A 23,036-nucleotide genomic window follows, 5' to 3' on the forward strand; every position below is an offset into this window, starting at 1 on the left:
TCTCTAACATATGCATACACGCTGTACGTGCATGACCATTCAACCTGTTATTTTCTTCCGTCAATAATTTCAGTTACTACGTCCGGATCTAAGAGTGTGGAGGTATCTCCCATGCTATCCAAGCTATTTTCTGCGACTTTACGCAGAATACGTCGCATAATTTTTCCAGAACGCGTCTTCGGTAAGCCAGATACGATTTGCACCTTATCTGGCTTAGCGATAGGGCCGATGATTTTAGATACTGTGTCTTTGATTTCCGCTACTAAATTTTCTTCTGTACGGTTTTTCATGTCACAGATCACATAGGCATAGATACCCTGACCTTTTACTTCATGAGGATAGCCGACGACTGCTGACTCGATGACGAGTGGGTGTTCATTGATCGCATTTTCCACCTCAGCAGTCCCCATGCGGTGTCCAGAAACGTTAATCACATCATCGACACGACCTAGGATGCGGTAATAGCCATCATGGTCTCTTTTTACACCATCCCCCGTAAAGTACATTCCCTTATAGGTAGAGAAGTACGTTTGCTTACAGCGCTCATGGTCTCCATACGTGGTACGGATCATGGATGGCCAGGGGAACTTGATACAGAGATTGCCTTCTACGGAGTTTCCGGTTAGCTCATTCCCTTCAGGGTCTACGATGCTAAGTTGAACCCCTGGGAGTGGTAGTGTCGCGTAAGCCGGTTTATTCGGGGTAATTCCTGCGATAGGGGATACTAAAATCCCTCCGGTTTCGGTCTGCCACCAGGTATCTACGATCGGGCACCGTGAGTTTCCGATATGTGTATGGTACCAGTGCCAAGCTTCTTCATTAATCGGCTCTCCTACTGAACCGAGCACCTTTAGTGAGCTAAGGTCGTAGGGCTGGATAGGGTCCGTGCCGTAAGCCTGAAGTGCGCGAATGGCGGTGGGTGCTGTATAAAACTGATTTACTTTATATTTTTCAACTACTGCCCAGAACCTTCCTGCATCGGGGAAAGTAGGTACTCCCTCGAACATGATGCTGGTGGCGCCTGCCAGTAGGGGACCATAGACGATGTACGAGTGTCCAGTAATCCATCCGATATCTGCCGTACACCAGTACACGTCGCCAGGCGCATACTGAAACACATTTTCGAAGCTGTACTTGGTATAGACCATATAGCCACCAGTGGTATGTACGACTCCTTTTGGTTTTCCTGTAGAGCCGGATGTATATAAGATGAACAGCATATCTTCGCTATCCATGATCTCTGCTTTATTCGTGTCCGCTTGCCCCTGAATGACATCATGCCACCAGTGATCTCTACCCTCCACCATGGTGACATCTTGGCCTGTACGCTGATACACGATTACATGTTCGACAGAGGCCTTTTCTAGGGCTTCGTCGACGACTGCTTTAACAGCGATTTTTTTATTACCACGGAAATTCCCATCAGCGGTGAGGACTGCCTTTGCTTCGCAATCGTTTATCCTGTCAGCGAGAGCGCTGGAGCTAAAGCCGGCGAAGACGACAGAGTGAATAGCACCTATTCGCGCACAGGCTAACATCGCGATGGCTGCTTCTGGCACCATCGGCATATAGATAATGACACGGTCCCCTTTTCCGATCCCCTTGGCTTTCAAGGCATTCGAAAAGGTACATACTGCATGATAAAGCTCCCGGTAGGTAAGGGTTCTTCCCTCTTCATTCGGATCATTAGGTTCCCAAATGATAGCTGGCTTATCTCCCAAAGTGTACAAATGCCGCTCTAAAATATTTTCAGTGATGTTTAGCTTGCCATTCACAAACCATTTCACATCTGGTCCCTCGAAATCCCACTCAAGGACTTTATCCCAGCGCTTCTCCCAGTGAAAGGAATCTGCTATACGTGCCCAAAACTTTTCAGGCTCAGTTACAGACTTTTGATACTCGTGGAAGTACCCGGATAAGGTGTGTACTTTGTCACTCATAATGCTTGTATTTTTAAGGTTAATTGTTTGTTTCGACTTGTAGTAACTGTTTGACCTGAGCGACTAGCTCTTTCGTAGAAAAAGGTTTCGTCAGATAAAGATCTGCACCCATTCCGAGCCCCTTTTCTTTATCTTTCTGTTTGCCTTTAGCGGTGAGAAAAATAACCTTTACTTCGGGATGATGCTCTTTAAGAAAATTACATACCTCATATCCATCTACTTTCGGCATCATGATATCGAGAATGATGAGTGTGGGCACATTTTCATCTATGATGGCCAGTGCCTCTTCGCCATCTCGGGCGATAAAAACGCGATAGCCCTCTTTTTTGAAAAGAAATTCAAGAGACAGTAGGATGTTTGGCTCATCGTCGACGATTAAAATCTTATCCATAGTTGGTCTGTTTTTCGCTTAGTTTAGTTTTTGATGTTTCCGACTGAATCGGAATGGTAAAATGGAAGCAAGTGAGCCCGTCGATACGCTGTATCTCGATTTCACCCCCGTGATACTCGACGATTTTTTTCGAGATCGCCAGCCCTAGGCCGCTTCCAATCGGTTTTTTGCTGGTTTGATTTTTCGCTTGGAAAAATTTATCGAAGATGTATGGTATTTCCTCCTCTGGTATGCCTTTTCCATCATCCATTACACGTACAGAAAGGTAATGACTATCGCGTGCAGCGGCTAGGACCACCTTAGATTTAGCGAATTTAGCCGCATTAGACAGTAAGTTAAGAATGACTTGTTTTATACGGTCTTCATCCACCAGTAAGAAAAGCTCTTCAAAGTCCAGGTTGATTTTAAAGATAAGCTTTCGCTCCTTAAAGACCTGTCCCATGGAGTCACAGGCTTCTAATAGGAGAATACTCAAGGACACCTTTTCTAGATTAAGCTCTTGTCGGCCACTATCGAAGCGTTCCAGGTCGAGTACCTGATCGATAAGCCGCGTCATGCGACTGGTTTCTTGGATGATGATGCCTAGGAAACGTTTCTTTTCTTCTTCTGGAAGGTCATCGTCAAGTAGAATTTCGGAAAATGCACGAATAGAAGTAATCGGTGTTTTCATCTCGTGCGTAACCGTAGAAATAAACTCATCTTTTAGTAAGTCATTTGTTCGCAGGGCCTCGTTCATACTTTGGAGTTCCCGAGTGGCCTGCTTCAACTGCTTACTTTTTACCTTCAGTTCATCATTCAGAGACTTTAATTCCTGGGTTTCTTTTAGGATACCGAGAACTTCCTCCAGGCTTATTTCTTCTTCTTTCACCACAGACGCCACCATAATCCGAGCTGAAGCAGCTCCGATAATTCCCGCTAAAACCCGTTCCGAATAATTCACGAGCGCAGGATCTGCATACAAGTCACCATGAATGGGTTTTCCCATGGTAAGAAAAAAACGGTCAAGCAGTTTTTTAGTCTCCGATACTCCGAGGAAATTTTCCAAAAGCGCCTTGAGGTCGGGCAGGTAGGCCTTACCTTTCCAGACGATGGAAGAGTCCAGTGTCTCACTATACTTAAAGATATCCACAAAAACCAGTGCTTGGTTATGTTCTTTGGAGTTTTGTTTCGTCCAGATAGAGAGTAGGATATAGGCGAGAATATTAGGCACCAAGCTAAAGAACAGGCCATGGCTAACATAGTCTAAGTCTTGAAAACCGAACAGGGCATAAGGCTTTAGGAAGGAAATTCCCCAAGGCCCTTCCGTGAGCATCTGTTCGGATAAAAACCCTCCGTGCACGATAGTGGGCAGTACGAGGGTATAAAACCACATGACAAACCCTACGCTAATTCCTGTTATGGCTCCAATGCGCGCACCACCTTTCCAAAAAATGCCCCCCAAAATGGCTGGAGCAAATTGCGCGATAGCGACAAAAGAAACCAGTCCTATAGAAACCAATGAAAAGTCCCACACGACGATACGGTAATACATGTAGGCCAGAAGGATAATAGCTAAAATGCTCAATCTTCGCGACCAGAGCAGTAAAGCGCTTAAGCGATTTTGATATTTGTTTTGCATCCTGCTACTCACCAGAAGAAGAGGCATAACCAGGTTATTCGATACCATCGTACTGAGTGCGATAGTAGAAATGATGATCATACTGGTAGCAGCAGAGAAGCCCCCGAGGTATACGATCACCGCTAACCAGGCTTGATCTGTTGCTATCGGTAAGGCGAGTACGAAGGTATCTGCATTTATGGCTTCTCCCTGAAAATACGTTAAGCCCGCCAAAGCTATCGGCAAGACAAAAACATTTATAAGAAACAGGTATAGGGGAAATAGCCACATCGCCTTATCCAAGTGACGCTCATCGGTATTTTCGATGACCCCTAGTTGAAACTGCCGAGGTAAGAAGAGCATGGCTAACATAGAAAGAATACTAAGCCAAAACCATTCGAAGTTTACATGCTCACCCTTTAAAGTAAAGAGTTCTTCATATCCTGCTCGGGAAGCTGCATCGAAGATGCTTCCGAAACCGTCGAAAATAAAATAGGTGACAAAAACACCAGCTGCTAAAAAGGCAAATAATTTAAACAGTGATTCGAAAGCTACTGTCATCACCATCCCGTCGTGCCGTGCATTCGCTTCAATGGAGCGGGTTCCAAATAAGATAGTGAAAAAAGCGAGCCCCAGCGACAGGTAAAAAGCTGTATCGCGAAATACGGTGTTAGCCACTGCCTCGGTTTGATTCGAGATGTGCAGGATATTAAAGGAGTTGGCAATGGCCTTTACTTGCAAAGAAATATAGGGAATGATGCCCACCAGGCAAAAAATGGCTACGATGGCGCCCAAAGTGGCATTTTTACCATAGCGGCTGGAAATAAAATCAGCTATAGAGGAAATCCCCTGTAACTTGCTGATGCGAATAATTTTACGCATCACCACCCACCACAGTGGTGCTATGAGTGTGGGGCCGATGTAAGTCGTTAGAAATTGTAAACCATGTGTGGCCGCTTGCCCTACAGAGCCGTAATACGTCCATGCGGTGCAGTAGACCGCCAGTGATAAGGCGTACACGTAAGGATTTTGGCCTAAGCGCCTACCTTTCTCCGCAGAACGCTCCGTGTACCAAGCGATCGCAAACAGGAGGGCTAAATACCCAAAAGTGAACAATATGATCAAACTATCAGAAAGCACTATTCAGATCCCTTTTTGGTGACAAAAAATGTAAGCACAATTAAAAGCATCCAGCTGAAGAAAACCATAATAAAGAGCACAGGAATACCAAGCCATCGATCAGGAACATTATACATACCCAGCACCGGATAGTTAAATAGGATAAGTCCTAAAATAAAGATGAGTAGGAGATACTGCTTTTTTTTCGATTCTTTCATCTAGCAATCACTTTTTATATTTGAATATACAGGATTTTAAGAGGAATTAAAAACAGAAGACAAAATGAAAAAGCGAGCTCTTCCCTATACCTTACCCTATCGAAAGGAATGCTAGGAAAGAACTCGCACAGCGGCTTAGTGATCTACGGCCTCACCTGCTCCACGGGGGATTCGTATCTCTTCGATAAGATCCTGAACGTTTTGAGGTGGCGCTGGAGTCAATTTAGATACCACATAGGTAACGATGAAGTTCACCACCATACCCACGGTACCAATGCCTTCAGGAGAAATCCCTAAGAACCAATGATCCGCATTATTAATGTCACTGTTTATGAACTTAAAGTAGATAATGTATGCGAGGGTAAAGAGTAAGCCCGAGACCATACCGGCTATCGCACCTTCTTTATTCATCCGCTTAGAGAAGATCCCCATGATGATGACAGGGAAGAAAGAGGCTGCCGCTAAGCCGAAGGCAAAAGCTACTACTTCCGCCACAAAACCAGGAGGGTTCACACCGAAGTACCCGGCGATCACCACCGCTACTGCTGCGGAGAGGCGGGCGATTCCCAGTTCTTTTTTCTCTGAAATGTCTGGCTTAAAGGTCTTGAATAGATCTCTTGAAACAGAGGTGCTAATTACTAATAAAAGTCCTGCTGCTGTAGAGAGTGCTGCCGCCATACCGCCAGCTGCCACCAGACCCACTACCCAGTTTGGCAGATTAGCGATCTCAGGGCTGGCAAGCACCATGATGTCTCGGTCTATTTTGAGTTCATTCAGCTCTGCATTAGCAGAATACTGCACGACACCATCTCCATTTTTGTCTTCGATGGTGATCAGATTGGTCTTACCCCAGTTATCTACCCATTCTGGAAGCTCATTTATATTCTTATCTGCCACGGTATCGATCGTATTGTAGATACCGAAAGCCGCGATGGCAGGAGCTGTCGTGTATAGAATGGCGATGAACACAAGTGCATAACCCGCCGATAAACGTGCATCTTTAACACGAGGTACCGTAAAGAAGCGTACGATTACGTGCGGAAGTCCTGCTGTACCCACCATAAGCGCTAGTGTTATGGCAAAAACATCAATCATTCCCTTACGCCCGCTAGTATATTCAGCAAAACCAAGATCCCCTAAAACGCCATCTAATTTGTCTAACAAGAAAGTACCATCTGCTACTGTCCCACCTAAGCCCAGCTGAGGAATCGGCGTTCCGGTTAACTGCATAGAAACGAAAATCGCGGGAACCATATAAGCGAAAATCAAAACACAATACTGCGCCACCTGTGTATAGGTAATTCCTTTCATGCCTCCTAATACGGCATAGAAGAACACGATACACATACCGATAATCACGCCTGTATTAATATCTACCTCTAGGTAACGTGAAAACACAATACCCACACCGCGCATCTGACCTGCCACATAGGTGAATGAAATGAAGAGGGCACAAATGACCGCAACGACACGCGCTTTATTCGAATAATACCGATCTCCTACGAAATCAGGCACCGTGAATTTCCCAAACTTCCGCAGGTAAGGGGCTAATAACAGGGCCAGTAACACGTAACCTCCTGTCCACCCCATTAAATAAACAGAGCCATCATAGCCTGCAAAGGCAATAATTCCAGCCATGGAGATGAAGGAGGCTGCCGACATCCAGTCTGCCGCCGTGGCCATCCCATTCGCAAGCGGAGAAACCCCTCCCCCTGCCACATAAAATTCTTTCGTAGAACCTGCACGCGTCCAGATCGCGATGCCGATGTAGAGGGCAAAAGACAAGCCCACTAATATATATGTCCAAGTTAAAATATCCATTTTGTAAAAGCTTTATAGCGTGAGCGATTTCTTAATTTTCATCTACATCAAATTCCCGATCTATCTGGTTCATGCGAACCACATAAATAAAAATCAGTACGATAAAGGTGTAAATGGAGCCCTGCTGAGCAAACCAAAACCCTAACTTGAAGCCTCCGAAACGAATCTCGTTTAACTGATCCACCAGAAGGATTCCGAATCCAAAGGAAACTAAAAACCAAATGATCAGTAGTCCTAGCAGCGTGGAAAGATTCTTTTTCCAATAAGCCACTTTGTCAAATTTGTTGTTGAGCATAATGTGAAAATTTATTTTGGGTATGTTTAGAGAAAGATGTGTGTCTGTACGATGAACTCGCCTGCAGAACCCGAGCGCTGAAAATTTTCAAACAAAGGACGCGTGCTATACTGAAGCGTTATCTTTGCCTGATGGGCATTCACTAAATAGTTAAAGCCTATATCATACTGCCAAGAACTATCTTGGAAAAATTCGAAATTTTTATAAGTGGTAGCCGCGAAAGGTTGTAAACGGCCCTTGTCTCCCAAGATATCTCGAGGCAACAAATAACCCGCTTGCGTGTAGAAGATTTGGCCTGTGCCGATCGTCGGCTGCGCATTTCCAGGACCATTTTGGGTAGTTCCAGCTCCGAATCCGATGTTCATAATGCCCACATTACGCATATAGTTAGGACCAAAGTCGTAATTATAAAAAACAGAATAAGCGGTTAGGGCAGTGCCTTTCGAGCGATCCAGTGGAAGATCTAAGAAAGCATCGACGCCGATTAGCGTAATGTCATGAAGCGCTGCCTCTCCTGAAGCCGTCATCGATTTGGTCGCTGAACCGTGGTGATGCCAGCCCGCCCCGATATTAAAGACCTTTTTCGTACCTAAATAAGTACCCACGAAAAAAGGAAGCTTGTTATTTTCTAATTCTAAAAATTGATAGTTGATGTACCCCTGCGTAGCCCAATTATCATTTATCACATTTGCGGCCACCTGACGCTGATTGGCCTCATCGAAACGACCTCCCGCTCCTACTGAAAAAGGCTTATTTAATGCCATACGATAATCGACACGACCAAACTGTCCCTTCGTGTAAAATCCAAACTGACGCGCGAACTGATCTGTCAATTCGATGAGAGGCCAATTGAAAATTGGAGCATCTATCGCCAAGAAGTTTAATGTTGAGGCACTGGTCATCCGAGATATACCATTCCAATAATGTAGGCCTGTACCTACGTATATCTGTTCGGTAACTTTAAACTCTGTCCAAATATCATGGAAAAAAAGCTGCGGCTTTTTGGCCGATCCAGCTAAAGCGCTTCCCTGTCCAGTAACTGGATCCACTGTGACGGGGATATTCCCTGCATTTCCCGTGGCACCTCCACCCGGAACACCCCCATTTGTAAAAGTCTGATTATTTATCCCCCAATGGGTCAAAATCAAAAACCGAGGAGAAATTTCCGCATAAGCCAATACACGTGCGCGGCGAATTCCAATATCCGGTGTAACATTCCGTGGCGTACCGTCCACGCCCATAGTGCCTGGGTTATTTTCAGTTACGCGGGCCCACATCTGATTCCATACGAGAAATCGAATATACTTCGACCCATCATCACTGAGTTTGAGCGTTAGCGGCTTGTAAGTATGGTCTACAAATTCTTTGACGCCTGCTTTATCGTAGGCAGCTTGGTTCGGATTAGGGGGAATGCTATCCTGTGCATGTAAAGCGGAACCACTGAACAGTGCGACACAGGACAATAAGGCGGTATAGAACTGCTTTTTCATTTTCGTTTTCTTGGGTTTGTCGTTAATTACAGCAGCGACCGGGCCCTAGCCGCTTTTGCTTACCCCAAGTTGGAAAATGCTACACAGAATCAAAAACTACAGATAGATATACGTTAACTGTATATAGCTAAAAAATTATCTATTGCGAAAGCGTTCCCACTTAATGATCATAAATTTATCACCCAGCTCGGTTATAAGCATTCCTGTTTCTGTTAAATTCTCCTTATTCGCTAAAAATTTAACTAACTCCGTGTGATTTAACACCTTGTAAGTGGGTCTATAATCGTAATTCTCGGGTGCTTTGATCTTGTACTGACGCACCCAATTCATCACCGATACATGGCTTACTCCTAATATTCTTTCGATTTCACGATAAGAGATCCCTTCGATATACAGCTGCAAAGCCTTCACCACATAGTATTTATCGATCGATTTACCGATCTTATTGACCGTAAAATGATAACTGCAGCTTTTGCATTTATAACGCTGTCTACCGCCTACTACGCCACTTTTTACTACTTTATCATGATCGCATTTGGGACAAATAGGACGCTCGTTCATAGGATTTTGGGTTTAGATATACAAATTTAGCGAAGATATACCTTTTTAGCAACAATAGGAGGAGAGCGTTCTTGAATTTAGAAAAAATCAAAATTTTTATTGCCAGAAGCAAGAAAAACCATACCCCACCACACGCCGAAAGGCCTATTTTCCAAATCTACACAGGAAGAAGAAAAACTACATAAAAATAGCACAACTATTTTTTAAAAAACTTTTAAGCTGGCTTTCGCACGATAAAAAGCATGCGCTCACTCCAAGAAGGATGATAGGCATTAAGCGCATAATCCCCAAACAGCTCTTCCACCACCAGCCCACAGCAGCTAAAGTAGTACTCAAAGCGGTCTTTGCTGATAAGCTTCACCCGTTCCATATAGGCGAATCTGCTCGCACCATCCTGAATCGCGATATCCTTCACCACAAAACCATCCCGAACCTGACGCCGCAGCAGAAACCGAACGCCATCGATGACCTTTTCCTCATGTGCTTGCAAATTATCCAGCAAGAAGGCCGGATTTAAAAAGTCTAAAACCAATCGACCACCAGGCTTTAAAGCTTGAGCTATGGCTTGTATCACGCAGTAATCGTCTTCATCCGCGTCGAAATACCCGAAACTGGTAAACAAATTAAACACATAATCGAACCGACCCTCCGCGAAAACGCGACGCATATCATGCTCATAAAAGCGCAAGCGCGCATGCGCTGAGGCATTCGCGATCCGAATATTTTCTTGGCTCAGGTCCAGGCCAGTAACATCTAAGCCCTTTTCTGCTAAATAGATACTATGCCGCCCTTTGCCACAGGCCAAATCCATCGCCTCCTGCCCCGGCTGAAAATCCAGCTGAGCCGCTAAGCGATCGATAAAGTACTGCGCCTCACGCGTATCGCGATTACGGTACAACAGATGGTAATAGGGGGTATTAAACCACTCCTTAAACCAGCCACCCTGAAGCACCTGGCTACACTTTTTCGACTCCATTTCTTACTCTGATGTTAAATAAACACGTAACTGCTGACTGATGCGCGTCTCCCCACGTGCCCGCACTGCCACGTACTGCAGGCCATCCCCCTCCAGCTGACTTAAAAAGTCTTCCCTTCCCGATGCCAAGGCCGCCCAGGCAGCTAATTCTGCCGTAAAGGCATCTCCTTCATAATACATACTCACCTGCAGTAAATCATGCTGCACCGGCACGCTCGTCTCCGGATGTACATAGGAAGCAAAGACATTCCCTAATGGATCCGTATAAAATGCGGTATAATCCCCTATCGTCACGAAAGAGGCATCCTCAAGCGCCATCACACGGAAATTTGGCCCCTCCGAACTACTAAACGATTTTTCAGGTAAAGGCAGCGCGATGCGCCAAAGTTCCCCGCTCGCATTCACTCCAGCCGCACGCACCAAACTTCCTACGTTAATAAGAAAGTTTTGGATACCCTTTTCTACTAAAAAATCCGCTAATACATCCACCGCCAGTCCCTTGGCACCCTGGTGCAGCGTGACCTTTACCGTGGTATCACTACGAACATACAGGGGGGGCGTTAGGCGCAAAGTTGCAAAACCCGGTGCCGGAAGTTCCTTCAGCCGTGTACTGTCCCGGAAAATAGGCCCTTCCGGACGAAAATCCCATAAATCACGAAGCGGATGCTGGGTAGGCTCGATCCCCCGCCCGAAACGCTCTCGAAGCTTCCCATACCGGGAAAACAACTCCTCCCAAAGTGGATCCTCCACCTCAAGACTATCCGTCCGGTTCCATCGGCTGACTAAGGAGCTGGAGGAGTAAACAGAAAACTTCTCTATAAACTCCTGAAAAATAGCCTCCACCTCTGTCGATAAATCACGCCGCTGCTCATCGATATACGTGAGCTGATAGGGTACACCTAAGGCCTCTCCCTGCACCTGCATACGATCCGAACCTGCCTGCTTCTCCAGCTGAGCCGGCTGCTGTGGCATGTAATTACGATACAGATAAACGATTCCTACTAAAACAATAAGTATAACAGAATAAATAGCGTTTTTTCGCGCCAACTGCTTCCGATCCATCTTGACTCTTGAATTTCTCGAAAGTTACAGCTTAAATCCGAAATCTTCGTGACTTTAGTCGGTGAGAATCCTGGTCGTGGGCAGGTCCCGGATCGAAAACGCGGAAAGTTTAGAAAGACTTCCGTACCTTTAAGGCAGGATTCAAACTGGAGCATGAGAGAAGATTATTTATCAGGAGAAAGTGAAAACATGAACCCGAAAGATCAGGAGCTGGAGCGTGCCCTCAGGCCTTTGCAGTTTTCTGATTTCACGGGCCAACAAAAAATCGTGGATAATATCACCGTTTTTGTGCAGGCCGCTAAACAGCGGCAGGAGCCCCTGGATCATGTGCTGCTGCATGGCCCCCCCGGTCTGGGAAAAACGACACTCTCCCATATTATCGCGAATGAACTGGGTGCAGGTATCAAAATTACCTCTGGCCCTGTCCTCGATAAGCCTTCTGATCTCGCCGGCCTGCTCACGAATTTAGAAGAAGGCGATGTTCTTTTTATAGATGAAATTCATCGGCTGAACCCTGTTGTGGAAGAATACCTTTATTCTGCCATGGAAGATTATCGGATCGACATCATGCTCGACTCTGGGCCGAATGCCCGATCGGTTCAGATCGCCCTGAGCCCTTTTACACTGATCGGTGCCACTACCCGATCCGGACTGCTGACAGCTCCGCTGCGGGCCCGCTTCGGCATTAACGCCCGCCTGGAGTATTATGATGCGAAGCTGCTGACGCAAATCGTTATGCGGAGCGCTGCACTCCTGAAGTCCGGCATTTTCGAAGAAGCGGCCTTTGAAATCGCCCGGAGGTCGAGAGGAACGCCCCGAATCGCGAACATGCTGCTGCGCCGTACACGGGATTTCGCCCAGGTTAAAGGAGATGGACAAATCACCCTGGAAATCGCCAAAATCGCCCTAAAGGCCCTTGACGTGGATGAAAATGGCCTGGATGAAATGGACAACCGCATCCTACTCACCATCATCGATAAGTTTAAAGGCGGCCCTGTAGGATTAAGCACCATTGCCACAGCTTGTGGGGAAGAGGCCGAAACCATCGAGGAAGTGTATGAACCTTTCCTTATTCAGGAGGGATACATCAAGCGCACTTCCCGCGGAAGAGTGGCCACCGATAAGGCTTTTGCCCACTTCAAGGTAAATCCTGGCATCCGACCAGGGGAGACGGGAAGCCTATTTTCGAGCTAAACACCTCCCGCATGGTACACCTAGAAAAGAAAAGTGAACATGTGAAAGCCATCGCCACAGAGCTCGGCTTCCAAGGCTGCGGAATCGCACAAGCTGCTTTTCTCGAGCAGGAGGCCGCTACACTCGAAAACTGGTTGCTAAAAGGTTACCAAGGCCAGATGCGGTACATGGAGAATCACTTCGATAAACGTTTAGATCCACGCCTACTCGTACCGGGTGCGCGTACGGTGATCAGCCTGCTATACAGTTACTTTCCTGAAAAATCGTTGCTCGACCAGCATCAGCCCTATAAATTGGCGAAATACGCCTACGGGGAAGACTATCATTTCGTGATAAAAGATAAGTTGAAAACGTTTTTTTCCCGACTAAAGGAGTCTTTCGGTGAGATAGATGGCCGAGTGTTCGTAGACTCGGCACCGGTGATGGAGCGCCAGTGGGCGCAAAGGTCCGGCCTCGGCTGGTTAGGTAAGAATTCCTTGCTCCTAAATAAAAAGATGGGCTCCTTCTTCTTTTTAGCTGAGGTTATTTGTGACCTGGAGCTGCAGCCTGACTTGCCTGCGGCAAAAAACCACTGCGGCACCTGTACCCGCTGCATCGATGCATGCCCGACAGATGCTATCGTCGGAGATGGCGTGGTGGCAGCAGACCGCTGCATCTCCTACCTAACGATCGAACTGAAAGAGGCTATCCCGAATTCCTTTAGCGGACTCATGGAAAACTGGGTCTTTGGCTGCGACATTTGTCAAGATGTGTGTCCCTGGAACCGTTTTTCAGTCCCACATCAGGAGCCCCGCTTTCGACCAAACGAAGCGCTAGAAAACTTGGATGGAGCCACCTGGCGTGAGCTCACCGAAGAAACCTTTCGAAAGGTATTTAAAAAATCGCCTGTAAAAAGAACCAAGCTAAGCGGAATTCACAGAAATATAGCCTTCTTAGAGGAAAATAAAAAGGAAGACTAGGGTCCCTACCTAGACTGGTTCTGAGTAAAATAGGGTGAGAGCAGATAAAAAAACCCTTCCGAAGAAGGGTCTTGAACTGTTTGCAGATTGTTTTGTGGTTCGCTGTAAAAGCCTCCCTAACCAGCAAGCCCGACAAAATACTTGTCTAACACTGGCTCATAAGGCTTACCAAACTGCTTATAACACCAGGCTCTAAACTCCCGGACCTCGTTAGGCAAAAGTAAATTGAGACCTTTTCTCAATTCTTTCTCGAATAAAACCCTGTCAAAGCTTACCTTTAACAGAACAGTTTTAACGTATTCTAGCATACTACCCTCATTTTAAATGTTAAAATGTTCTTAAATTCTACGTTATCTCGCAAACGTTTGTTGCGTTTAAAATATAACGTTAATTTGCAGTTTCATGATATTACTCAAGTCCACGCGCATGCGATTCGCACTTACATTTTCTTTCGGAATATTTTGGTACTGCCTGGCACTACTTCCGGCTTTTAGCCAAGAAGTCAAAATAGAGCTGGGAGAAAAGGAAATTCCGCTAAACGGAACATTTACCATAAAAGTAACAATTTCCAATGAAAAAATAAAATCTTATGACAAATTTCCTGAAATTCCCGGATTTCAGCAGCAGGGCGTTTCGCAGTCCTCTTCGATGAGTATTGTAAACGGACAAATGACTAGTACGAACAGCATTATTCAGTATTACAAACCCATCAGGCAAGGAAATTACCGCCTCCCAAATTTCAGCATTAACGTGAATGGTCAGGAGGTAAAGTCTCAGGGCATGGACATCACGGTCACGGAAGCACAGGCCCAGGGGGGCCAAAGAAGAGGCTATGACCCCTTTGACGATCTATTCGGAGGAGGGGGACGCCAGCCACGTCAGGAAATCGAATACATCGAGATCGAAGATGACGCATTCTTTGCCACGTCAGTGGATAAAAATAAGGTCTTCGTCGGCGAGCCCATTAACATCTCACTCGCTTTTTATATGTCGGAGCAGAACCAAGCGCCTTTTCAGTTTTACGAGCCAGGTCGCCAGCTAGAAGAGATTTTAAAGAAATTAAAGCCCACCAATGCCTGGGAGGAGAACTTTAGCATCACCAACATCCAGCCCGAATTCGTGGATTTAGATGGCAAGCGCTGGATTAAATACAAGGTATATGAGGCCACTTTTTACCCCTTTTCGCCTGGAGAGCTAAAGATTCCCTCTGTACCCTGGGAAATGATTAAGTACCGGGTGGCGCGAAATCCGAGCTTTTTCGGTAGTAATCGTCTTGAGGACTTTAAGACCTTCTACTCGGGAGCAAAAGTCATCGACGTAAAGCCCCTCCCTCCACATCCACTAAAAAACGAGGTCTCCGTAGGGGATTATCGCCTGTTCGAAGAGGGCCCGAAGGGTGAGGTGCAGACGGGAGAAGGGTTTAGCTATAATTTCCGCATCAGTGGCGAGGGAAATATCACCACCATACAGACCCCAAGAAAAAAACGTAATCAGCGCCTAAGTGCCTTCGACCCGAATGTGCGCCAGCAAATCAACCGCGGCGGCGGGCGCGTGAGTGGCTTTAAGAATTTCGAATATTTTATCACCAGTAATGAACCTGGCGAGGTGGATTTGGCGAATCATTTTGAGTTCATCTATTTTAATTGGAAAGCGGCACGCTATGATACCTTACGCCCGCAGACGAAGGTACGGGTAGTAGGCGAGTCGAAAGTAAATGAGTCCATTTCAAATAAGCGGCTGGGTGGAATCTATGATTTAATCGAAGTAGAAAGTAATAAACTTTCAAACGAGCGATTAAAGTCTTATTTTTCCATCTTCATTAATGTTTTACTGGGGCTGGCGATACTTGTGCTCCTGTATGTTTTGATTAAAAAGAGAAATGGGTAATTCATTTGGAAAGATTTTCCGCATCAGCACTTTCGGAGAATCACATGGGAAAGCACTGGGCGTCATCATCGATGGCTGTCCTGCGGGAATAGCGATAGATGAAACCTTCATCACCGAAGAAATGCAGCGGCGTAAGCCTGGCCAGTCGAAAATCACCACGCAGCGAAAGGAAGAAGATGAGGTGCAGGTACTCAGTGGGGTGTTCGAGGGGAAAAGTACGGGAACGCCGATAGGGATCCTGATCCCAAATACAGACCAAAAAAGTAAAGACTACAGCCATATCGCGGAAACATACCGCCCTTCTCATGCCGACTTTACTTATCAGGAAAAGTATGGCATTCGGGATTACCGAGGCGGGGGTAGAAGTTCCGCACGTGAAACTGCAGCGCGTGTCGCTGCAGGAGCAATCGCCAAGCTGTTTCTTAGACACTACGGTATCGACGTTCAAGCGTATGTGAGCCAAGTCGGTGACCTACGCCTAGAAAAAACCTATCAAGAGCTGGACTTGAGCCTTACAGAAACGAATATCGTGCGCTGCCCAGAGCCGGAAACAGCCGAAAAAATGGTTCAACTTATCGACTCAGTTCGAAAGTCTCGTGACACCATCGGCGGGGTGGTCGATGCTGTCATTCGCGGCGTACCGACAGGAGTCGGAGAGCCTGTTTTCGATCGGCTTCATGCCACCCTTGGCCATGCGATGCTTAGCATAAACGCCGTAAAGGGCTTCGAGTATGGCAGCGGATTCGAAGGGGTGAAAATGCGCGGCTCTGAACATAATGATGCCTTCGTAAAAGAAGGCGATAAAGTAAAAACGACCACGAACCACAGTGGTGGCATTCAGGGCGGCATCTCGAATGGAGCAGATATCTATTTCCGCGTAGCCTTTAAGCCTGTGGCCACCATCATGCAGGACCAGCAGTCCCTAAACCAAGACGGCGAAGCTGTCACTGTTTCAGGCAAAGGACGTCATGACCCCTGCGTCGTGCCACGCGCCGTACCGATCGTGGAAGCAATGGCCGCCTTAGTCCTGGCCGACTACCTTTTGATCAAAAGAACGAATACCTTAGCGTCTAAATCCGATTAAGTAGCTCATGAAGAAAATACCCTTACACACCCGCATCATCATCGGCCTGGTTTTGGGATTGATTTTTGGTTTAGTGGTGATCAAGTTAGACATCGCCCCTGACTTCACCCTAGACTACATCAAACCGATCGGTACCATTTTCATAAATGGACTGAAAATGATCGCCGTGCCGCTGGTGCTGGCCTCTCTTATCGTAGGGGTTTCTAACCTAGGGGACATATCGAAACTGAGCCGTATCGGAGGTAAAACCATTCTTACCTACATGATCACCACGGTGGTTTCGGTCACGCTCGGTCTGACGATGGTGAACCTGTTTAAGCCAGGGACTAGCTTGCCAGAAGAGACCCGAGAAAGCCTCATGGCCCTTTATGACGATACAGTCGATTCTAAGTCCTCACAAGCCGCCGCCCTACGCGAACAAAGCCCGCTGCAGCCTATCGTGGACATGGTCCCAGAAAATGTGTTCCTAGCTGCCGCGAATAACGGAAGCATGCTACAAGTGGTCTTCTTCGCTATTTTAGTGGGCATCGCGCTACTTCAAATCCCAAAAGACAAAGGCAAGCCCGTAGTGGCTTTTTTCGATGGCCTAAACGATGTTATCATCCAGATCGTGAACTACATCATGCTCATCGCCCCCTACGGAGTGTTCGCATTGATGGCCTCCCTGATCGTGGAAATAGCCGGTGAAAACCCAGACTCGGCGGTGGAACTACTCCTCGCCCTGCTGAAATACAGCTTAGTGGTCCTCGGCGGCCTCTTTTTCCTCATGCTAGTGGTTTACCCGACCATCCTCAAGCTTTTCACTAAAATACCCTACGTGGATTTCTTTAAGGCCATCCGCCCCGCACAGCTTTTGGCCTTTACGACCAGCTCCAGCTCCGCCACACTTCCCGTAACCATGAAGCAGGTAGAAGAAGAACTAGGTGTTTCCGAGCAGGTAAGTAGCTTCGTTTTGCCCCTCGGGGCCACCATCAACATGGACGGTACATCCCTCTACCAGGGGGTAGCTGCGGTATTTATCGCGCAGGCCTTAGGCATGGACCTTACCTTTAGCCAGCAGCTTATGATCGTCTTAACCGCCACGCTGGCCTCTATCGGCTCCGCAGGCGTACCTGGGGCGGGCATCATCATGCTGATCATCGTACTGGAATCGATAAACGTTCCTGCTGCTGGAATCGCGCTAATCATCGCTCCAGACAGAATATTAGACATGTTCCGCACGGTGGTGAATGTCACGGGAGATGCCACCGTCTGCTCGGTAGTGGCGAGCACGGAAGGAGAGCTACCCGACGGCCTAATCCGAGAAACGAATCCTTTAACCAGCACCACAGAAGAGGTGAAGTCCTAAACAGGCATCAGCTCCCTTCTGCTTGGGTTTTGCCCTGGGGGCAAAGAAAAATAAGCCCTCCTACATAAAATAGAAGGGCTTATTTCGGTGTCTTTACACTTACTGTCCTCTTTGCTTCCGCTGCAGGTACTGAAACCAATAAAACGCTGGAAAAAGGAGTGCCTTCAGCTTCCACTCATTCTTTTCCAGCGTGCCTAAGGCTTCGTCTGCATGAACTTTTTTATACATAAACGCCGCTGCCAGCGTATGTCCGAGTAAGAGCAGGAAGGCCACTGCATAGAAGGTCAATTCACTCATATCGGCTGAAAGATTAGTGCCGCCCAGCGGTCCTTGACGGACTTTTTAACAGGTTTTAACTGCAGCGATGCTGCTGCCTCTTCCAGGTCGGCAATGTCTTCTTCGTAAAAGCCGCTTAACAGCAAATGCCCGTCCGGCGCCAGAAGGGCCGCATAAACAGGGAGCTCATCGAGAAGAACATTTTTATTAATATTCGCTAAGAGCAGTTCGTAAGGACCTCGAAGTGGCACCTCGCGAATCGTACCCAGCTCCATTTCCACGCGATCTGCTAAGCCGTTTAATGCAAAATTTTCATTCCCATTTTCCACACACCAGGGGTCGATATCGAAAGCTTCCACACGAGCAGCACCTAGCTTAGCAGCCATAACCGCCAGAATCCCAGTGCCCGAGCCAGCATCTAGCACCGATTTCCCAGCATGCGGAAGCTCCAGCTGAAAAGTAATCATCTGATGCGTGGTGGCATGATGCCCCGTCCCAAAAGACATTTTAGGGTTGATCAGGATCTCATGCGGATAAGAGGGCTGAGCAGGATGGAAGGACGCGCGGATGTACACCTGATCCCCCACGAAGATAGGATCATAATGCTTTTCCCATTCTTCGTTCCAGTTGGTTTTCGGAACGCGCTTTTCCGTCACTTGAAGTGCTGCGCTTTCCTGATACCGCTCGAAAACGGCTGCTACCTCCGCTACATCTACAGCCGAAGCCGGAGCGTAGGCCTCTATGCCGCCCTCGATTTCCATAAAGGAGTCGAAGCCCACCTCTGCCAACTCAGCGATCAAAATCTCCTGAAAAGGATCGGCACACCGAATTTCATATCCGATAAACTCCATCTTAAAAGGACTTAGCGATAGCGATAAAATCACGAGACTTCAGGGAGGCACCTCCTATGAGACCACCATCCACATCCGCCTTGGCGAAAATAGAGGCGGCATTTTCGGCATTACAGCTACCCCCATACAGAATCGGACAGGCATCAGCGGCAGCTGAACCTTGCGCTTTCGCGATTTCGGCACGCAGTGCGGCATGCATTTCCTGAGCCTGCTCTGCAGAAGCTGTCTTACCCGTACCTATCGCCCAGATCGGCTCATACGCGATCACCACCTGCGCGAACTCCTCGGCAGTCAGCTGAAAGACGGTCTCCTCCAGTTGCTTCACCACAAAAGCCACGTGCGTATCGGCCTCGCGGATTTCTAAAGGCTCTCCGCAGCAGAAGATGGGGCGAAGGCCTGCGGCCAATGCCTGTTTCGTTTTCTCTAACAGGAAGGCACTATCTTCTCCGAAATAAGCTCTCCGCTCACTATGTCCGAGGATAACGAAATGGGCACCGAAGCTGCGCAGCATGCCAGCAGGAACTTCCCCGGTGTACGCACCGGAAGCCTTATCGTAGCAGTTTTGAGCACCTAAAAAGACATTCGCCGTATCGCCAATTAATTTTTTCACAGGGTAAAGGTGCGGAAAAGGAGGGTTAAGTACCAGTTTCACACCAGCAGGACGTTCATCTCGGAACATCTGAACGATTTCAGAAGTCAGCTTTTGTCCTTCCTCGAAGGACAGATTCATTTTCCAGTTTCCTGCTACGATTTTCTCACGCATACATCAAATAGGTTTATAGTGAAGAGAATAATATTTGCTAAATTAACAGCCTAAATTACGCAAAATGTATCAGTCTGGAAAAGAAAGCGAGGAGAGAGCCCCAAAAAGATGGTCCTTTAAGGAGGCAAAACTCAAAATCGCGGCCTACTGCGCCTACCAGGACCGCTGCCAGCAGGAAGTTCGTGCCAAGCTCCGAGAACGTGGGATTTACGGTGACGATGCGGAAGAGCTGATCTCGCTGATGATCACCGAAAAATTCCTTGACGAGGAGCGCTTTGCAAAAGCCTTTACCAGGGGAAAATTTTCTCAAAATCACTGGGGCCGAGTAAAAATCACGCTAGAGCTCAAGCGCCGTGACATCAGCCCTCGCCTTATCCAAATCGCCCTGAAGGAACTAGACCCAGAAACTTACTGGGAAAAAATGCAGGCATTAGCCCAGAAGAAGTGGGCGAATAGAAAGGGAAAGGATACTTTTAAGGAAAAACAGGCCCTTCTGCGCTATCTCTTAGGCAAGGGGTATGAACATGCCTTAGCCGCTGAACTAATCGCCAGCCTAGAAGAAGAGAATTAAATGGCCCTACGTTTTCGTTTTCGCTTCCTATCTGCTAACTTGCAGAAAATATCGGTATGATAGCGAAATTGTTTCCTTTAGATAAAAATTATATCCTGCGGCAGGCGCAAAGTGCCCTGCTAGAAGAGGGTATTGCCCTTATGAAGGAGGAAATTATCCGTTCTTATGTCGCCTATTTTAATCCCTTACAGCTTCCAGAGTCTACTTACATGGCGATCCTTACCAGAAAAGAAGTTCCGGATGCCTCGCTATCTCTGCTTTATGCCCAGCTATCAGGTATTTACAGATTGCGTTTTGGCTCTAATCAGCTGGAATTATTATTTGATGGACGAAGCCACTTTGAAAAATTCCAAGACGACTGGTGCGCTACCCTGCGTCTTTGGATGCGCCAGCTCGGCCAAGACCCTGCTTTTATAAAAAGCTGCCTGAGACTTAGCTTTCTTTACGAACATGAACAGCAGGCCATTTGGGCAGAAAATCAAGCTAAACGTTTGATCAACAGCTTTTTCGAGGTAAAAATCATCAAGCGAAATGGAGAGCTCAAGCTCCTAAAGGCCTGATCTTACTCGAGATCCAAAAATTTTTACACGATCCACTATCTATTGCCACACCTTGCAGCCGAAAAGGTAACCGACTGCTATGAGGACCTTTTTCTGAGCCTACGGCATGCTGAAAAACTTATGCTTTTGAGTCAAAATGACACAAAAAGACCCCTACTTCCGAATGCTTGCGAACAAACATGAGAAATAGGGGCTGTTACAGGTGCTTATAGAAAAAGCCGAAGCTTATTCTACCGTTACCGACTTAGCGAGGTTTCTGGGCTGATCTACATTACATCCGCGCATCACGGCGATGTGATACGAAAGAAGCTGAAGAGGTACCACAGAAATGAGCGGCACAAAAGCCTCCTCAGTAGAAGGAACCTCGATCACGTGATCGGCCATATTTTTTACCGTAGTGTCTCCCTCTGTCACTACAGCGATGATTTTTCCTTTTCGCGCTTTCACCTCTTGGATATTACTTACGACCTTTTCGTAGCTACTATCCTTTGTCGCAATAAAAACCACTGGCATCTCTTCATCAATTAGCGCGATAGGGCCGTGTTTCATTTCTGCTGCTGGGTAGCCTTCTGCATGGATATAGGAAATCTCCTTTAGCTTGAGAGCCCCTTCTAAAGCGACAGGGAAATTATAGCCACGTCCTAAGTAAAGGAAGTTACGGGCGTCTTTATAAATTTCAGCGATTTTAATCAGCTGCTCGTTAAGCTGCAATGCCTTCTCCACTTTTCCAGGAATTGTCTCTAATTCATGCAACAGCTCCATATAGCGTGTCTCGGCGATCATGCCTCGCTGATAGCCCAGTTTTAGCGCCATCAATGTGAGCACAGAAATCTGCGCAGTAAAAGCTTTCGTGGAAGCTACACCGATTTCAGGTCCTGCATGGGTGTAAGAACCTGCATGCGTGGCACGTGCGATAGAACTACCCACCACATTACATACACCAAATATCGTAGCACCCTTCGATTTTGCCAGTTCTATCGCCGCCAAGGTATCTGCTGTCTCTCCGGACTGGGAAATCGCGATAACAAAATCATTTTCGTTTAGGACCGGGTTTCTATAGCGAAACTCAGAAGCATACTCTACTTCTACGGGGATACGTGCAAATTCCTCGAATAAATACTCCGCCACTAAACCGGCATGCCATGAGGTCCCACAAGCCGTAATGATAATACGCTGCGCATTTTGGAATTTGTTCATGTAATCCCGAAGTCCGCCTACTACTAAACGGCCACTAGAAGCATCTAAACGCCCACGCATACAGTCAGCAATGGAACGCGGCTGCTCATAAATCTCTTTTAACATGAAGTGATCATACCCTCCCTTTTCGATGGCCTCTAACTCCATCTCTAACTGGTTGATATAAGGGTGAGTCTCCACATTTTCTATCGTCTTAATCTGCAGCTGATTTTGGCGTATCACGGCGATTTCATAATCATCTAAATAAATGACCTTATTCGTGTACTCGATAATAGGGGTGGCATCGGAAGCTAAAAAATACTCCTCTTCGCCTACACCGATGACAAGCGGGCTGCCCTTGCGCGCAGCAATTAAAGTGTCGGGCTCCTCCTTATTCATGATCACAATCGCATAAGCACCTACTACCTTATGGAGTGCTAAACGTACTGCCTCTTCTAAAGAACAGTCATTATTTCTGTGAATATCCTCGATGAACTTAATGAAAACCTCGGAATCTGTCTCACTATGGAAAACATAGCCTTTATTCTGCAAGTCTGTTTTAAGGACCTCGTAGTTCTCAATGATCCCATTATGAATCATCGCAAAGCGCTCACTTGAAGAATAATGAGGATGCGCATTCACATCATTCGGCTCACCATGAGTAGCCCAACGTGTATGCCCTATCCCGATTTTAGAGTTTAAGGAGCTAAAAGTATCTAAGTGAGCTTCTAACTCACTTACCTTTCCTTTTTTCTTGTAAATACTTAGCCCATTTTCGTTTAGCAGTGCTACACCCGCACTATCATATCCTCTATACTCCAAACGCTTTAGCCCTTTAATAATGACGGGTAGCGCCTCTTTTTGGCCTACATAAGCAACAATTCCGCACATAGTTAC

The 23,036-nt window shown here is 46.8% G+C and carries 22 protein-coding genes; 7 read left to right on the top strand and 15 right to left on the bottom strand.

The annotated features are described in order from the left end of the window. Positions 1–47 precede the first annotated feature (47 nt). The 10 genes from acs to ACXIT9_RS05325 form a co-directional block, all read right to left on the bottom strand. Positions 48–1,964 (bottom strand): acetate--CoA ligase, encoded by a 1,917-nt coding sequence (gene acs / locus ACXIT9_RS05280; protein ID WP_458055643.1) that lies wholly within the window; start codon positions 1,962–1,964, stop codon positions 48–50. Beyond that, positions 1,960–2,331 carry a response regulator transcription factor gene (locus ACXIT9_RS05285; RefSeq protein ID WP_458055182.1) on the bottom strand — a complete coding sequence of 124 codons (372 nt, stop codon included), beginning with the start codon at positions 2,329–2,331 and terminating at the stop codon, positions 1,960–1,962. The genes acs and ACXIT9_RS05285 overlap by 5 nt, the downstream gene beginning before the upstream one ends. Continuing rightward, the gene (locus ACXIT9_RS05290) at positions 2,324–5,068 is read right to left on the bottom strand and encodes an ATP-binding protein (RefSeq protein WP_458055183.1); all 2,745 of its coding nucleotides are present in this window, start codon (positions 5,066–5,068) and stop codon (positions 2,324–2,326) included. The genes ACXIT9_RS05285 and ACXIT9_RS05290 overlap by 8 nt, the downstream gene beginning before the upstream one ends. Further along, on the bottom strand, positions 5,068–5,265 hold the full coding sequence (locus tag ACXIT9_RS05295) for a hypothetical protein (protein ID WP_458055184.1): 198 nt from the start codon (positions 5,263–5,265) through the stop codon (positions 5,068–5,070). Before ACXIT9_RS05295 ends, ACXIT9_RS05290 begins: the two co-directional genes overlap by 1 nt. Before the next feature lie 135 nt (positions 5,266–5,400). Then, positions 5,401–7,086: a sodium:solute symporter family protein gene (locus ACXIT9_RS05300; RefSeq protein ID WP_458055185.1), complete on the bottom strand. Its 1,686-nt coding sequence runs from the start codon at positions 7,084–7,086 to the stop codon at positions 5,401–5,403. 31 nt (positions 7,087–7,117) lie between these two features. Further along, positions 7,118–7,381 (bottom strand): DUF4212 domain-containing protein, encoded by a 264-nt coding sequence (locus tag ACXIT9_RS05305; RefSeq protein ID WP_458055186.1) that lies wholly within the window; start codon positions 7,379–7,381, stop codon positions 7,118–7,120. A gap of 26 nt (positions 7,382–7,407) precedes the next feature. Further along, positions 7,408–8,871: a porin gene (locus ACXIT9_RS05310; RefSeq protein WP_458055187.1), complete on the bottom strand. Its 1,464-nt coding sequence runs from the start codon at positions 8,869–8,871 to the stop codon at positions 7,408–7,410. Between the two features lie 135 nt (positions 8,872–9,006). Continuing rightward, positions 9,007–9,432: an IS1/IS1595 family N-terminal zinc-binding domain-containing protein gene (locus ACXIT9_RS05315; RefSeq protein ID WP_009054484.1), complete on the bottom strand. Its 426-nt coding sequence runs from the start codon at positions 9,430–9,432 to the stop codon at positions 9,007–9,009. 214 nt (positions 9,433–9,646) lie between these two features. Beyond that, positions 9,647–10,408: an SAM-dependent methyltransferase gene (locus ACXIT9_RS05320; RefSeq protein WP_458055188.1), complete on the bottom strand. Its 762-nt coding sequence runs from the start codon at positions 10,406–10,408 to the stop codon at positions 9,647–9,649. Positions 10,409–10,411: 3 nt separating this feature from the next. Beyond that, positions 10,412–11,380 carry an FAD:protein FMN transferase gene (locus ACXIT9_RS05325; protein ID WP_458055189.1) on the bottom strand — a complete coding sequence of 323 codons (969 nt, stop codon included), beginning with the start codon at positions 11,378–11,380 and terminating at the stop codon, positions 10,412–10,414. A gap of 243 nt (positions 11,381–11,623) precedes the next feature. Here ACXIT9_RS05325 and ruvB point away from each other — a divergent pair, with 243 nt between their 5' ends. Together ruvB and queG are read left to right on the top strand one after the other, a co-directional pair. Next, positions 11,624–12,664: a Holliday junction branch migration DNA helicase RuvB gene (gene ruvB, locus ACXIT9_RS05330; protein ID WP_458055190.1), complete on the top strand. Its 1,041-nt coding sequence runs from the start codon at positions 11,624–11,626 to the stop codon at positions 12,662–12,664. A gap of 11 nt (positions 12,665–12,675) precedes the next feature. Then, entirely contained in the window at positions 12,676–13,623 is a 948-nt protein-coding gene (gene queG / locus ACXIT9_RS05335) for a tRNA epoxyqueuosine(34) reductase QueG (RefSeq protein WP_458055191.1), read from the top strand. A 116-nt stretch (positions 13,624–13,739) separates the two neighbouring features. Here queG and ACXIT9_RS05340 read toward each other — a convergent pair whose 3' ends face one another. Further along, positions 13,740–13,931: a hypothetical protein gene (locus ACXIT9_RS05340; protein WP_009054477.1), complete on the bottom strand. Its 192-nt coding sequence runs from the start codon at positions 13,929–13,931 to the stop codon at positions 13,740–13,742. A 94-nt stretch (positions 13,932–14,025) separates the two neighbouring features. Here ACXIT9_RS05340 and ACXIT9_RS05345 point away from each other — a divergent pair, with 94 nt between their 5' ends. The 3 genes from ACXIT9_RS05345 to ACXIT9_RS05355 are packed head-to-tail and all read left to right on the top strand — an operon-like array spanning position 14,026 to position 17,942. Next, positions 14,026–15,510 (top strand): BatD family protein, encoded by a 1,485-nt coding sequence (locus ACXIT9_RS05345; RefSeq protein WP_458055192.1) that lies wholly within the window; start codon positions 14,026–14,028, stop codon positions 15,508–15,510. After that, positions 15,503–16,594: a chorismate synthase gene (gene aroC, locus ACXIT9_RS05350; RefSeq protein ID WP_458055193.1), complete on the top strand. Its 1,092-nt coding sequence runs from the start codon at positions 15,503–15,505 to the stop codon at positions 16,592–16,594. Before ACXIT9_RS05345 ends, aroC begins: the two co-directional genes overlap by 8 nt. A 7-nt stretch (positions 16,595–16,601) precedes the next feature. Further along, positions 16,602–17,942, top strand: a complete 1,341-nt coding sequence (locus tag ACXIT9_RS05355; protein WP_458055194.1) for a dicarboxylate/amino acid:cation symporter — start codon at positions 16,602–16,604, stop codon at positions 17,940–17,942. A gap of 99 nt (positions 17,943–18,041) precedes the next feature. Here the strand turns inward: ACXIT9_RS05355 and ACXIT9_RS05360 are convergent, their stop codons facing one another. The 3 genes from ACXIT9_RS05360 to tpiA are packed head-to-tail and all read right to left on the bottom strand — an operon-like array spanning position 18,042 to position 19,832. Then, positions 18,042–18,239 (bottom strand): hypothetical protein, encoded by a 198-nt coding sequence (locus ACXIT9_RS05360; RefSeq protein WP_458055195.1) that lies wholly within the window; start codon positions 18,237–18,239, stop codon positions 18,042–18,044. Continuing rightward, positions 18,236–19,069, bottom strand: coding sequence for a 50S ribosomal protein L11 methyltransferase (prmA, locus tag ACXIT9_RS05365; protein WP_458055196.1), 834 nt, complete (start codon positions 19,067–19,069; stop codon positions 18,236–18,238). Before prmA ends, ACXIT9_RS05360 begins: the two co-directional genes overlap by 4 nt. Before the next feature lies 1 nt (position 19,070). Next, positions 19,071–19,832 carry a triose-phosphate isomerase gene (gene tpiA, locus ACXIT9_RS05370; protein ID WP_458055197.1) on the bottom strand — a complete coding sequence of 254 codons (762 nt, stop codon included), beginning with the start codon at positions 19,830–19,832 and terminating at the stop codon, positions 19,071–19,073. 64 nt (positions 19,833–19,896) lie between these two features. On the opposite strand from tpiA, the gene ACXIT9_RS05375 reads away from it, so the two are divergent. Together ACXIT9_RS05375 and ACXIT9_RS05380 are read left to right on the top strand one after the other, a co-directional pair. Next, positions 19,897–20,403: a regulatory protein RecX gene (locus ACXIT9_RS05375; RefSeq protein ID WP_458055198.1), complete on the top strand. Its 507-nt coding sequence runs from the start codon at positions 19,897–19,899 to the stop codon at positions 20,401–20,403. A gap of 56 nt (positions 20,404–20,459) precedes the next feature. Beyond that, the gene (locus ACXIT9_RS05380; RefSeq protein WP_458055199.1) at positions 20,460–20,963 is read left to right on the top strand and encodes a hypothetical protein; all 504 of its coding nucleotides are present in this window, start codon (positions 20,460–20,462) and stop codon (positions 20,961–20,963) included. Positions 20,964–21,188: 225 nt separating this feature from the next. Here the strand turns inward: ACXIT9_RS05380 and glmS are convergent, their stop codons facing one another. After that, a complete protein-coding gene (gene glmS, locus ACXIT9_RS05385; RefSeq protein ID WP_458055200.1) occupies positions 21,189–23,030 on the bottom strand; it encodes a glutamine--fructose-6-phosphate transaminase (isomerizing) in 1,842 nt (613 codons plus the stop codon). Between the last annotated feature and the right edge of the window lie 6 nt (positions 23,031–23,036).

The organism is Nitritalea sp., assembly GCF_054166705.1.